General features: G+C 31.9%; 13 protein-coding genes. 8 read left to right on the top strand and 5 right to left on the bottom strand.

The genetic code is table 11. The features are described 5' to 3' along the window. Window positions 1-10 precede the first annotated feature (10 nt). The 5 genes from ACTS9J_RS03260 (at window position 11) to ACTS9J_RS03240 (ending at window position 6682) form a co-directional block, all read left to right on the top strand. Window positions 11-1636, top strand: coding sequence for a RagB/SusD family nutrient uptake outer membrane protein (locus ACTS9J_RS03260; protein WP_038331160.1), 1626 nt, complete (start codon window positions 11-13; stop codon window positions 1634-1636). A gap of 1 nt (window position 1637) precedes the next feature. Further along, complete coding sequence (locus ACTS9J_RS03255) at window positions 1638-2663, top strand: SusE domain-containing protein (protein ID WP_448352838.1); 1026 nt, start codon at window positions 1638-1640, stop codon at window positions 2661-2663. 88 nt (window positions 2664-2751) lie between these two features. Next, window positions 2752-5556: an alpha-amylase family glycosyl hydrolase gene (locus ACTS9J_RS03250; RefSeq protein WP_188319574.1), complete on the top strand. Its 2805-nt coding sequence runs from the start codon at window positions 2752-2754 to the stop codon at window positions 5554-5556. 243 nt (window positions 5557-5799) lie between these two features. Then, window positions 5800-6036, top strand: coding sequence for a sialidase family protein (locus ACTS9J_RS03245; protein WP_257468011.1), 237 nt, complete (start codon window positions 5800-5802; stop codon window positions 6034-6036). Continuing rightward, entirely contained in the window at window positions 6014-6682 is a 669-nt protein-coding gene (locus ACTS9J_RS03240; protein WP_349676201.1) for a sialidase family protein, read from the top strand. The genes ACTS9J_RS03245 and ACTS9J_RS03240 overlap by 23 nt, the downstream gene beginning before the upstream one ends. Window positions 6683-6736: 54 nt before the next feature. Here ACTS9J_RS03240 and ACTS9J_RS03235 read toward each other — a convergent pair whose 3' ends face one another. From ACTS9J_RS03235 to ACTS9J_RS03220, 4 genes are all read right to left on the bottom strand, one after another. Further along, window positions 6737-7453 carry an LOG family protein gene (locus ACTS9J_RS03235; RefSeq protein WP_219033784.1) on the bottom strand — a complete coding sequence of 239 codons (717 nt, stop codon included), beginning with the start codon at window positions 7451-7453 and terminating at the stop codon, window positions 6737-6739. Window positions 7454-7523: 70 nt separating this feature from the next. Then, the gene (locus ACTS9J_RS03230) at window positions 7524-8228 is read right to left on the bottom strand and encodes a Bax inhibitor-1/YccA family protein (RefSeq protein WP_052217477.1); all 705 of its coding nucleotides are present in this window, start codon (window positions 8226-8228) and stop codon (window positions 7524-7526) included. 67 nt (window positions 8229-8295) lie between these two features. Next, window positions 8296-8979, bottom strand: a complete 684-nt coding sequence (gene pnuC / locus ACTS9J_RS03225; protein ID WP_219033785.1) for a nicotinamide riboside transporter PnuC — start codon at window positions 8977-8979, stop codon at window positions 8296-8298. A 96-nt stretch (window positions 8980-9075) separates the two neighbouring features. Then, on the bottom strand, window positions 9076-9705 hold the full coding sequence (locus ACTS9J_RS03220; RefSeq protein ID WP_038331028.1) for a 4'-phosphopantetheinyl transferase family protein: 630 nt from the start codon (window positions 9703-9705) through the stop codon (window positions 9076-9078). Window positions 9706-9779: 74 nt separating this feature from the next. Here ACTS9J_RS03220 and ahcY point away from each other — a divergent pair, with 74 nt between their 5' ends. Both ahcY and ACTS9J_RS03210 read left to right on the top strand, forming a co-directional pair. Further along, on the top strand, window positions 9780-11093 hold the full coding sequence (gene ahcY, locus ACTS9J_RS03215; RefSeq protein WP_038331025.1) for an adenosylhomocysteinase: 1314 nt from the start codon (window positions 9780-9782) through the stop codon (window positions 11091-11093). Between the two features lie 327 nt (window positions 11094-11420). Next, on the top strand, window positions 11421-11996 hold the full coding sequence (locus ACTS9J_RS03210) for a hypothetical protein (RefSeq protein WP_291047693.1): 576 nt from the start codon (window positions 11421-11423) through the stop codon (window positions 11994-11996). A 21-nt stretch (window positions 11997-12017) separates the two neighbouring features. On the opposite strand, the gene ACTS9J_RS03205 is transcribed toward ACTS9J_RS03210, so the two are convergent. Continuing rightward, complete coding sequence (locus tag ACTS9J_RS03205) at window positions 12018-12644, bottom strand: hypothetical protein (RefSeq protein ID WP_291047691.1); 627 nt, start codon at window positions 12642-12644, stop codon at window positions 12018-12020. A gap of 158 nt (window positions 12645-12802) precedes the next feature. Between ACTS9J_RS03205 and ACTS9J_RS03200 the strand changes: the two genes are divergently transcribed. Beyond that, window positions 12803-14128, top strand: a complete 1326-nt coding sequence (locus ACTS9J_RS03200; RefSeq protein WP_448352837.1) for a PDZ domain-containing protein — start codon at window positions 12803-12805, stop codon at window positions 14126-14128. Window positions 14129-14138 lie beyond the last annotated feature (10 nt).

Raw genomic sequence — 14138 nt, 5'->3', positions numbered from 1 at the left:
GAAAACTACAATGAAAAAGATTAAAATTTCAACATATATTTTAGCTGCGGCATTGGCTTTCTCTGTTTCTTCATGTCATGATGATTTAGATTTAATGCCAAATGATCCAGATACTTATACACAATTTGATGTATTCAAAGATGTTGCTACTGCAAAATCTGCTTTAGCAAAAGTATATTCTTCTTTAGCACTTACTGGACAAAAAGGTCCAGCGGGAAGTGGAGATATTCAAGGTATTGACGAAGGTGCTTCTCAATATACTCGTTTAATGTTCAACTTAAATGTATTAACAACAGACGAATCTATTGTTGGCTGGGGAGATCCAGGTTTACCAAACTTGCATGAGATTTCTTGGGGAGCAAGTAACAGTTTTGTTGAAGCGATGTATTATCGTTTAGCACAAACCGTTTCTTTCTCTAATTCATTTATTGCAAACGCTGAAGCTTTATCAAGCACAACTCCAGAAGTGAAAGAATATGTAGCTGAAGCGCGTTTCATTAGAGCATATGCTTATTATAGCTTAATGGATTTATATGCGAATGTTCCGTTAGTAACAGAAGTTTCTTCTGAATTACCGAAACAAAGCAATCGTAAAGAGATTTTCACTTTCGTTGAAAGCGAACTAAAAGCTATCGAAGCTGAATTAAAAGCTGGTCGTACAAACGAATACGGACGTGTAGACAAAGCAGCTGCCGAAGCATTATTATCTCGTTTATATCTAAATGCAGAAACTTGGATTGGTGAAGCAAAATATACAGAAGCCATCACTTATTCTAAATTGGCTATGCAAGCTGGATATACGCTTAACATAACTGATGGAAATAAAAATGGTTCTGCTTATGACGAATTATTTTTAGCTGATAACAATACGAATGGCGCGCAGAACGAAGCTATTTTCGTTTTAAATTTTGACGGAAATAATTCTCGTACATATGGAGGTTCTACTTTCTTAGTAAAAGCTGCAATTGGTGGAAAAATGACAGCTGCTGATTATGGTGTAAATGGTGGATGGGGAGGTCCTCGTTCTACAAAAGCATTGGTGAATCAATTTACAGATGCTGTAACAACGAAAGACAGTAACGGAAATCCAACTGCATGGAAAGATAAACGTGCGATGTTCTTTACAGATGGACAAACATTTGAAATTAACAACATAGGTACATTTGGAGAAGGTTATGCTGTTTACAAATGGTCAAATAAACGTTCAGACGGAAAAAGTGCAAACGACGCAACAGGAGAATATGTTGACACAGATGTTCCTATAATTCGTTTAGCAGAAGTTTATTTAAACTATGCCGAAGCTGTTTTACGTGGAGGAACTGGTGGTGATCGTGCAACTGCATTGAGCTTAATCAACGAATTAAGAACTCGTGCATACGGAAATACATCAGGTAATATTACTGACGGACAATTAAACTTAGATTTCATTTTAGCAGAAAGATCAAGAGAGTTGTACTGGGAAGGAACGCGTAGAACGGATTTAATTCGTTTCAGTAGATATACAAATAATTACAATTGGCCTTGGAAAGGAGGCGTTCAAAACGGAACTTCTGTAGATGCTACAAAAGCTATCTTCCCAATTCCAAACAATATTATTGTCATTAATCCAAACTTAACTCAAAACCCAGGTTATTAAGATGAAAAATTTTATAAAATATATTTCGTTAGCTTGTGCGAGTATTTTTGCCTTAAGCGCATGTAACGATGATGAAGATATCATCAAATTAGATCCCTCAAATTTTGTTGCACCGAAAGTAGAAACACCTGCTTCATCAACAATTGAATTATTAGAAGAAAATGCTGCAAATACAGCAATGACATTTAATTGGAGTGCCGCAAATTATGGAACAAATACTCCTCCTAAATATGAATTACAAATTGATGTAAAAGGAGATAATTTTGAAAATCATCAAGTTCTTACTTCAACTTCAACATTAACAGCTGATGTTACCGTAAAAGAATTGAATTTAGCAGTTATTGCTTTAGGATTAGAACCTTTTAAAGAAGGAGAAATAGAATATCGTATTGTCTCTACAGTTGGTACTCCTGGTTCTCAACAGTTAATTTCTAATGTCAATATATTAAAAATAACGCCATATCCAACAGATTTATCTACAAATTGGGGTGTTGTTGGTTCTGCTACTCCTAACGGTTGGGACGGGCCAGATGTTCAATTTTGGAAAACTGATGTTACAAATGTATTTGTAGCGTATACAGATTTAAAAGCTGGTGAAATCAAATTCCGTCAAGACAACAAATGGGAGTTAGATTATGGTGGATCTAATGGAAAACTTGAAAAAGGAGGTAAAAACATCGCAGTAGATGCCGGTACTTACAAGATAACTATGGACTTAACAAATCTAACTTATAAATTAGATAATTATTCTTGGGGATTAGTAGGTGACGCTACAGCATACGGATGGGATGGTCCAGACCAAAAATTGTCTTATGATGGTACTTTAGATGCTTGGACTATTACTACAACATTAAAAGATGGAGAATTTAAATTCCGTTTAAATAATGATTGGGGAACAAATTTTGGTGGTACAAGTAATGCAGGAGAATTAACAGACAAAGACGGTACTAACATCAAAATAAAAGCTGGGAAATATAAAATCACAGCTAATTTCAACAAGAAAACTTATACAGTAGAAGCTCAATAAAATTTTTTCTCATCAACAAATAATTTTTTAAAAGCCATTAAAATTCAATTACGTTTTTTAATGGCTTTTTTCTAAAACTACACAAAACATGAAAAACATTCTATCTATTTTAATGCTTTTAATGGTAATATCTTTTACCAAAGCACAAATTACAACAACTCCTTCACCACCCGAAGCAAACCAAGCAGTTGTAATAAACTTCGATAAAACAGGAACAGGTCTTGCCAATTATTCAGGAGATATTTATGCGCATACAGGCGTAACTATTGATGGAAAACAATGGGAAAATATAATTGAAAGTTGGGGAAATAATACCACTCAACCCAAATTAACTTTCGTTTCTGGATCAACCTACAAATTAGAAATCCCTACATCTATTTATCAATTCTATGGAGTTGATACTTCTAAAAATATTACAGCAATAGATGTTGTTTTTAGAAGTGCAGATGGAAAACAACAAACTACGGATCTTTCTATTTCGGTAGGTTCTTTCAAAGTTACTTTAACTAATCCGCTCGAAAATTCAATTACAAATGTTTCTTCAGGATCAAGTTTTAACATCAAAGCGATAGCTACAAAATCTGCTAATTGGACATTATCTGCTAACGGAACTCAAATTGATGCATTAAATAATTCAACTTCTTTTGATAAAAATTATACCATTTTACAAAATCAGAATTATACATTAAATGCAACTTTTAATGGTCAAACAATAAGCAAATCTTTTACAATTAATATCAAACCAACGGTTAAAGATGTAGCCATTCCATCTAATTTACATGAAGGAATTAATTATTTGAATAATGATTTTACAAAAGCATATTTGGTTTTATACGCTCCACAAAAAGAGTTCATTCATGTAATCGGAAGTTTCAATAATTGGCAACTTTCTGATCAATATGTGATGAATCGAGATACAACTAACAAGGATTTATATTGGATTGAATTATCTAATCTTAAAGCAAGTGAAATCTATACGTTTCAATATCGAACAAGTGATGGAATCAAAACTGCAGATCCTTATTCGACTTTAGTTTTATCGCCTTATGATGATCCGTATATTACCGCAGCAACTTACCCAAATATGCCTGTATATCCTACTGGACAACAATTTGAAGTTTCGGTTTTACAAACAAATCAAGCAAAATACAATTGGAAAGTTTCAAATTTCAATCGCCCAAATAAAGAGAATTTGATGATTTACGAATTATTAATTCGTGATTTCAATTCGACAAAAACATGGCAATCTTTAATTGATGATTTTGATTATTTCAAAAAATTAAACATCAACGCAATCGAAGTTATGCCCGTAATGGAGTTTGAAGGAAATATTTCTTGGGGTTATAATACAGCTTATCATCTTGCTTTGGATAAAGCTTATGGACCAGCAGATAAAATGAAAGAGTTCATCGATTTGTGTCATCAAAATGGAATTTCAATCATTTTAGATGTTGCTTTAAATCATGTTTATGGTCGATCTCCGTTGGTTAGAATGTGGATGAATGATCCCGACAATGATGGTTTTGGAGAACCAACTACTACAAATCCTTATGTTAATCAAACCTCAAAACATAGTTACAATGTTGGATACGATTTAAATCATCAATTAACACCAACTCAAAATTATGTACAACGTACATTAAAACATTGGATTGAAGAGTTCAAAATTGATGGATTTAGATGGGATTTAACAAAAGGATTTACACAAAATTGTACACCTTCTGATGAAACTTGTACAAACGGATATCAGGCTGATCGTGTAGCAATTTTAAAAAAATATGCAGATATGCAATGGACAATTGATCCGAATTCCTACATCATTTTTGAACATTTAGGAAATAATGGTTCAGCACAAGAGGAAACAGAATGGGCGAATTATCGCATTAACGAAGGTAAAGGAATTATGCTTTGGGGTAAAGCGACTAATAATTTTAATCAAAATACAATGGGATATGCTTCGGATAGTAACTTTGATTGGTTGAAGCATACTGTAAAAGGTTTTACGAAAAAACATTTGGTTGCCTACGCAGAAAGTCATGATGAAGAAAGAATGATGTACAAGAATTTACAATATGGTGCATCATCAGGAACTTATAATGTAAAAGATTTAAAAACTTCTTTAGAAAGACAAAAAGCTTTAGGTGCCGTTCTATTTACGATTCCTGGTCCTAAAATGTTGTGGCAATTTGGAGAATTAGGATATGATTATTCGATCAATCATTGCGAAGATGGAACAAATAATGACGGATGTCGCACCAATCCAAAACCTATTCCAAGCGAAATTGGTTACTTAACAAATGCCGATAGAAAATCTGTTTATGAAGTTTGGTCAAAAATTATTGGTCTTAAATTAAACAACAAAGTTTTCGAAACTGATAATTATACAATTACATCTGGAGATTTAAAACCGCGTATTCAGATTACAAATAATTTATTATCGTCGTCTGATTTATATGAGGTAATTGTTATTGCAAACTTCACAACAAGCACTCAAGCAATTGCGCCACTTTTTCCATTTACAGGAAATTGGTACAATTTGATGGACGAAACAACGCTGAATGTCACCAATACAAATTCATCATTTACAGTTAATCTAAATCCAGGTGAATTTAGAATTTTCGGGAATGCAAAAGCAAATTTATCAACAGATAATATTGAGGTTAATTCAGAAAAAATCTCTGTAACTCCAAATCCAGTTTCTTCCTCTTTTTCATTAAATATTAATTCAGAAAAAGTAAAAATTTATGATTTATCAGGAAAGTTGGTCAAAGAATTTTCAGGAAAATTTTCAGCAATACATCAATTTAACATCAAAGAATTACCAAAAGGTATTTACATTCTTGACATTGAAGCTAAAAATCGAAAATCGTCGGCGAAACTGATTAAAAATTAATTTTAAAAAAAGCCATTAAAATTCGTTTTGATGGCTTTTCATTTTCACAAATCGTTGAAAAATCAATAACTTGTCGGTTAATTTACACCATGACAAAAAAGAAAAATTCTACTTGCCATTTTTTCCTTCGCTTATACGCTGGGATTTGCCCAAACCAACAAACAAGTTTTATTTACAATCAAAAATCAATCGGATGTCAAATGTTATCGCATTCAGAGTATCATTACATCAGCAAAAGGAATATTGATTGCGGCAATCGACGAGCGTGTTCCAAATTGTGGCGATTTACTTTACAATCCTAATATCAATATTGTGATTAGGAAAAGTGATGACAAGGGAAAAACATGGTCAGCAATCAAGCGAGTTATCGATTTTCCAGATCAAGAATCTGCTTCTGATGTATCGATGGTTTTGAATGAAAAGACAAAAGAAATTTATCTTTTTTACAATTACATGAATCAAAAAAATTGCGAAAAATGAATTTCGATTACATTTTGTAAAAAGTGCTGACAATGGAGAAACGTGGTCAAAACCTGTTGATATTACAGACCAAATTACGCCAACGGAATGGAAAAAAGATTTTAAATTCATTACTTCTGGTCGTGGCGCATACACAAAAGAAGGTTGGATTTTGAATACATTGGTTCGATTGAAAGACGGTGTTTACGTATTCGGAAGTAAAGATCATGGAAAAACGTGGGAACGAATTTCGAGTGTTGCAGATAAAGCAGACGAAACAAATATTGTACAACTTCCGAACAAAGATTGGATGTTAAATGCGCGCGTTCAAAATGCTGGTTTCCGTAAAATATTTATCTCAAAAGATCAAGGAAAAACGTGGGTTTCTAAAATGGAAGAACAATTAATTGATCCAATTTGTAATGCATCGACATTAGTTTTAGGAAAAAATATTGTGTTTAGTAATTTGCATGATTCAAAAGATCGTCAAAATCTGGGATTGAAAGTAAGTAAAGATCAAGCGAAAACATGGAATTTTATCAAAACTATTGAACCAAATTCTTCGGCTTATTCCGTTTTAACGAATATATCAAAAAATAAAGTTGGTATTTTTTATGAAGCTGATGATTACCAAGATATGTTTTTTGAAGTAGTTGATTTAAAATAAATTCAATCATAAAAATATAAAAAAACCTCATCAAATGATGAGGTTTTTTGTTGCTTAAAAATTAAGCTTAATATTATATTTTTCGTAGAAATTCTCGATGTGAGCAACTGCTTCTTCTGCTGTATCAACCAAACGGAAAAGATCCAAATCTTTCTCAGAAATATAACCTTCTCTCAAAACTGTTTCTTTGATCCAATCAATTAAACCTGACCAATATTCAGTTCCAACTAACACAATTGGGAAACGTCCTGTTTTCTTCGTTTGTACCAATGTCATCGACTCAAATAATTCGTCTAACGTCCCAAAACCTCCTGGCATTCCGATAAATCCTTGTGAATATTTCACAAACATTACTTTTCGTGCAAAGAAATAATCGAAATTAATTTCATATTCACGGTCGATATATTTGTTCAAGTCTGTTTCGAAAGGCAATGTAATTCCCAATCCAACAGAAGTTCCTCCACCCTTTTGCGCTCCTTTGTTTGCAGCTTCCATAATTGCCGGACCTCCACCAGTAATTACACCAAAACCTATTTGCGTTAATCGATACGCAATGTCCTCTGCTAATGCATAATATGGATGATCTGGAGAAGTACGTGCCGAACCAAAAATAGACACGCAAGGTCCTATTTTAGACATTACTTCGTAACCATTTACAAACTCTGCCATAATCTTGAACAACGCCCAAGAATCATTTATTCTAATCTCATTCCAATCTTTTGGTCGAAACGGAGATTGTATTCTATCGTCTTCTTTTTCTTTATCTGTCATAGTATCTTAAATAAAAAAACCGCAACAAAAATGCTACGGTTCAATATACAAATTTATTGTTTCTTCATGATTAATCTCTACTCATAAAAATTCTCAAAATATACCAAAACAATAACATTAATGAAGCAAATAACGACAATGCCGCTGCAACATACTGTTGTGTTCCGAACTCATATTTTAATTGGTGAGTGTTGTACAAAATTGCTCCACCAGCTAAGGCGCACATTCCAACTGAGAACCATAATCCTAGATCGAACCCGAATAACATCCCTGCAATAATCAATCCAATTGCTAAGAAAAATCCTATAGTTAATGCTCCTCGTAAAATAGAGAAATCTGCTTTTGTTAAAAATACAATAGCTGACAATCCTACAAATAATCCGCCTGTTACTACAGCTGCTTGTTTTATCACATAAGTTCCGCCATAATACAATGCGATGTAAAGCATTGGTACAAAAATTAAAGCTTCTGCAACTATATATAAAAAGTAGCCTAAATATTGTTTAGATTTTGAAATCGATCCGTACGCCATTTTTTGAGCAACCCATGTAATTCCCATGAAACCTGCTAATAAAATAAGCCAAAGATATCCAGAAGTTAAACTCAACATGAAGCTTACTAATGCTTCTGATTTTAACATCAAAGATTCGATTAAAACAAATACCAAAACTCCTCCAGCAACGTGTCCGTAAGTATGTTTATAGAAATTTGCCCTTTCTACGCTCGTTGCCTCTGCAACCAATTGGTTTTGTTGATATACGTGTTGATTTTCCATATTCGTAATTTTTATAGGTTTTTCAAATTCAATTTATAAGGCTAAAATACTAATTTTAAATTATTTCTTAGCTCACTATTTTTTGGGAGTTTTTTACTGATTTTATCCAATCGATTAATCCGATAAATGATAAAATCAATAAGACAATATATTGCACAGAAGTGATAACTGCTCCTTTGTAAATCATTAATGGAATCATGATTAAATCGCCGATAATCCAGAAATACCAGTTATCAATTTTTCGTCTCGCCATCATCCACATTCCAATCAAAAAGATAGCGGTCGTCGAAGCGTCTACAAAATCAATTTTGGAATAATGTAATTTACATTGGTTTATAAAACTGAAATCAAAACCATTTTGAATAACTGGACGAAAATAATAAATCGTCAAAATAAAGATAAAACTCAACGCGAAAAGTAAAGTTGCGTACAGATATTCTTTCTTCGTTGCCCACGAAACATCGACATGTTTATGATCTGCTTCGAGATTTTTTTGCCACAAAATCCAACCATAAATCGCCATTGAAGTATAGTAAACATTAATAATTGTTTCACCATATAATCCCCAATTAAAAAATAAATAAATGAAAATAAATGTTGAAATAATTGTAGTTGGATAAACCCAAATATTGCGTTTGTAGGTATAATAAACTGAAATAATTCCGAAAAAAGTTGCTATCGTTTCGAGCAAGATATTCAACGTAGAATAGGTTTTGTAAGGCGCAAGGATATAATCAATAAAATCGTTCATTCTTAAGTTGTGAGTTGTGAGTTGTGAGTTGTGAGTTAAAAATAATTCATTCTAAATCAAAAATCTAAATTCGTAATTCTAATTTTAAACTTCGACTTATTCATAATCCAACACCCAAACCAAATAATATTCACCAATCATTTTATAGAATGCATGATATTTTCGAGATTTTACATCATCCGAAATCCAACAAATAAATTGTTTATTTTCTATTAATTCAAATTCTTCTGCACGATAATGATTCAGAAAATTCCAAAGATTTCCACCATTCAATTTGTACAAACCTTCTTTCATTCCCCAAATTACATGCAAATATTCAGTTTCATGTTCTTGAGGTATCCAAGCTATTTCATCTGGACGGGCAAATTTATGTTTGATGTTCAAAATTTTTCTTGGTCGAGACAATTCAATATCTATCCCAATATTATATTCGCTCACGCCAACAGAAACCAATCCATAGGAATGTGTGATGGAAATTTCTTTATTTGTAGGTAAAAAAGGTTTTCCTCTTTCGTCATAATTTACATCATAATCCAAGTCCAATTTCTTTAGACAAGCGCGCAAACCAAGATATTCTCTGGCCTGTTTAGGTCGAAGATTATTATATTTTTCTATTCTATAGTCCTCTAAATGAAGATATTCTAATAATTCTTCATTCGATTCTGTTACATTCCACGTAATAATGCGGGTATGTTTAAAATCGTTAATATAATCGATAACGGGCATTTTATTAATCGAAATTTGTTTGTAAATTTGTTCCTTATAAACTTAAAAAAAAAGTTAGTTAAATATATCAATTGATGGATACAAAAACGCAATACATTCCATACAAAGTTAAAGATATTTCTTTAGCTGAGTGGGGAAGAAAGGAAATTACGTTGGCTGAGGCAGAAATGCCTGGGTTGATGGCTATCCGTGAAGAGTACAAAGCTGCTCAACCTTTGAAAGGTGCTCGCATTGCAGGTTGTCTACACATGACAATCCAAACTGCAGTATTAATCGAAACGTTGGTTGCTTTAGGAGCTGATGTTACATGGTCGTCATGTAATATTTTCTCTACACAAGATCACGCTGCTGCTGCAATAGCTGCTGCTGGGATTCCTGTGTATGCTTGGAAAGGGATGAACGAAGAGGAATTCGATTGGTGTATCGAGCAAACATTATTCTTCGGAGAAGATCGTAAACCATTAAACATGATTTTGGATGATGGTGGAGACTTAACGAATATGGTGATTGATCGTTACCCAGAATTGGTTGCTGAGATCAAAGGATTATCAGAAGAAACAACTACGGGTGTACACCGTCTTTACGAAAGAATGGAGAAAGGTACATTGCCTATGCCTGCAATTAACGTAAATGACTCTGTAACAAAATCTAAATTCGACAACAAATACGGATGTCGTGAATCTGCAGTAGATGCTATCAAACGTGCTACTGACTTGATGATCGCTGGTAAACGTGTTGTAGTTTGTGGATTTGGTGATGTTGGGAAAGGTACAGCGGCTTCTTTCCGCGGTGCTGGAGCAATTGTTACAGTAACAGAAATCGACCCTATTTGTGCTTTACAAGCATCTATGGAAGGTTACGAAGTAAAAAAATTAGATACAGTGGTTGCAAACGCTGATATCGTAATTACGACTACTGGTAACTTTGGAATTGTACGTGCAGAGCATTTCGAGAAAATGAAAGACAAAGTAGTTGTGTGTAACATTGGTCACTTCGATAACGAAATCGATATGGCTTGGTTAAACGGAAACTACGGAAACACGAAAGAAGAAATTAAACCACAAGTTGACAAATACAACATCAACGGAAATGACATCATCATTTTGGCTGAAGGACGTTTAGTTAACTTAGGTTGTGCAACAGGACACCCTTCTTTTGTGATGTCAAACTCTTTCTCTAACCAAACTTTAGCTCAAATCGAATTGTGGACAAATTCATCAGCTTACAAAAATGAAGTATATACTTTACCTAAGCATTTAGATGAAAAAGTTGCAGAATTGCATTTAGCTAAATTAGGAGTAGAATTAGAAGTTTTATCTCAAGAACAAGCAGAATACATTGGTGTAACGGTTGAAGGACCATTTAAACCAGAATATTATAGATATTAATTAATTTTAATTCAAAATTTTTATTTGAAAAAAGAAAAAAGCACTTAACTATATGCCCTCGCCCTGAACAAGCGAGGGCTTTTTTGTTAGTCATTTTCTACGCCAGAAATTGATTCAAGTTCATTATTCAATTTATTTAGCTCTTCCTTTGTTGTATATTTTTTAGGAATATTTTTCTTAAATTAAATGTCGCTTCTTTTTTATTTTTTATGATTGATTTTGAACATTTAAAATTTGTTAATCTTATTCTTCAAACTAATAAACTAATGCTTAATCATTTTTAAAATATTATCTTTAAATCACTATTGAATAATTTTATTACTGATTATGATTAAAAAATGTTTACAACTTGGATTCGTTTTAATTGGTTTTTCTTCACTTTTTGCACAAACTGAAAAACCTTCAGAAATATTCTGGAAAAATCTCGAAAAACATTGCGGTAAAGCTTACGAAGGCAAATTGCCCGAACATATTACGCGCGATGATTTTGCAGGTAAAAAATTAACCATGCATGTAAAAAGTTGTTCTACAAACGAAATTAAAATTCCGTTCAATGTTGGTGATAATTATTCGAGAACGTGGATTTTGACTAAAAAAGATGGAATCATCACGCTAAAACACGATCATCGTTACAAAAATGGAACTTCGGAAACAATTACATTTTATGGAGGAACAAATACAAATTATGGTTTCAAAGATTTTCAGATGTTTCCTGCCGATCAAGAAACTGCAACGTTAATAGATTATGCTTCGACAAATATTTGGTGGATTACCTTAGATGATAAAACGTTTAGTTACAATTTGCAAAAAGCTGGTTCTAAAACACCATTCCATGTCTATTTTGACTTGACAAAAGAAATTGAAACTCCGCCAGCACCTTGGGGGTGGGGAACACCACGATAATAAAAGAGCTGAAAAGCTCTTTTATCTTTTTATCAATAAATCAGCGTTTACAGATGGTTTTGCTCCCAAAGGATTTTTCTCAAAACCTCCATTTGTCGTTAAGTTTCTTGTAAATCCATTCGACAAAATAACACCACTTAAACAAACAAATTCATCAACCAATCTTTTTGTTATCAAAACACTTATATAAAATTCATCATTATAACTAATATTATCATCGGTTAAATCAAGTTTGTACGATTGATTTACAATATCACTTGGAGAAATCTCAATATTATTCTTTTCAAAAAATACATTATCAACAGGAGTATTTTTAGACGATTTATATAGTTTTAAATTTAATTTAAAACTTTCTTCTTTTGGAGGATATGAAAAATTAAAATTAATCGCTTTTACAATAAAATCTTTCTTAGGAGCATTCACCTGAATAAAACTTTCTATGATCGGTTTATTCCATTTTACACTATCTTTTATTGTAGAAAATTGAAGGCAAATACTTTTAGATTTTGTTTCTGGACCAACACGTTTCAAGCGAAATTTGCTTTTATCATACAAAATCGTTTCGTGTAATTCTATCGTATCTTTTTTATAATCTTGCGCATTTGCAAACGTTATAAAACATAAAAAAAAGAAGTAAATTTTTGTCATCTATTGGTTTTAAAATCATTTATCAATTTTATAAAATATAGATGTTCAAAATTCATAAAGGTTACACAATAACATGTTAAAGTTTCAATTTGGATATTAAGAATAATTTTATTATCACATCATTTTTTTGCATAATTTTAATAAAAACTGAAATTTGAATGAAAATTAGATTATTACTTTCAATAATTTTTGTGTTTACTTTTTTACAAATTCATGCACAAAAAAAGGAACTTTCTTTGTCTGAAAATGTAAATAAAGAAACTATCTCATTTCAATTTATCAAGAATTTAGTTGTTGTTCCAATTACATTTAATGGTCATCAAATGAATTTCATTGTAGATTCTGGACTTAAAGAAACTATTTTATTCAGCCAATATGACAAAACAATCAACAAAAACAATCTTCGCCAAATTAATTTAAAAGGTCTAGGAAAAGATAATGCTGATACAAAAGGATTTTTTTCATCAAAAAATCAAATCGTTTTAGGTCAAAATTATTCTTCAAACAATATGGATATTATCGTGATACAAGACGAGAATTTCAACCTCTTTTCTCGGTTAGGAATTGATGTTCATGGAATAATTGGTTCTGAATTTTTTAAAAACTATCCAATTCAAGTAGATTATGCAAAAAGAAAAATCACCATTTATAAATCTATTCTTGAAGTTAAAAAATTAAAGAAATTTCAATCAAATCCATTAGAAATAAGTCCAGAAATAAAACCTTTTACAACTGTTGATTTTACGCATCAAACAACTTACACAAATCAAAAAATGTTGATAGACATTGGAAATAGTGATGGTTTGTGGCTTTTCGAAAATCAGATTGAGAATTTAGCACCTTTACAACATGTATTTTCGGATGAATTGGGCAAAGGTTTTAATGGTTCTATTAATGGCAAACGTGGAGTTATAGATGCCGTAAACTTAGATAAATATAAACTTAATCAACCTTTAATTGCTATTCCAGACATCGAATCGATCCAATATCTTAACTTAAAAAATAATCGAAAAGGTTCTATCGGCAATGAAATTTTGAGAAGATTTACAATTATTTTAGATTATAAAAATCAGTTGTTTTATTATAAACCGAATCGAAATTTCAAAGATGCTTTCCACTACAATAGAAGCGGATTAACGATAATTCACGATCAATTTGAGTGGAAAAAAACATCGGTTAGAATGACATTCAACACAAACGATGTTGATAAAGACAATGGTACTACAACACAAAAGATCAATTACCAATTTGAAATGAAACCTGTTTATAAAATAGAAGCGGTTCGTAAAAAATCGAATGCAGATTTAGTAGGTTTGAAAGCAAATGATATACTTACAAAATTGGATGGAAAACAAGTGAATAAAATGAGTTTAAATGATATCGAAAAATTCATGATTAAAAATGAATTTCAGCAAATTTCTGTAGAAATTCTCCGAAATAATGTTCCAATGAAATTTAAGTTTGTACTTGATATTCCATATTAAAAAAAGAGTA

The organism is Empedobacter sp. ULE_I140, assembly GCF_053482575.1.
The sequence above is the reverse complement of the archived record's forward strand: the minus strand, read 5'-3'. Positions and strand labels throughout refer to the sequence as shown.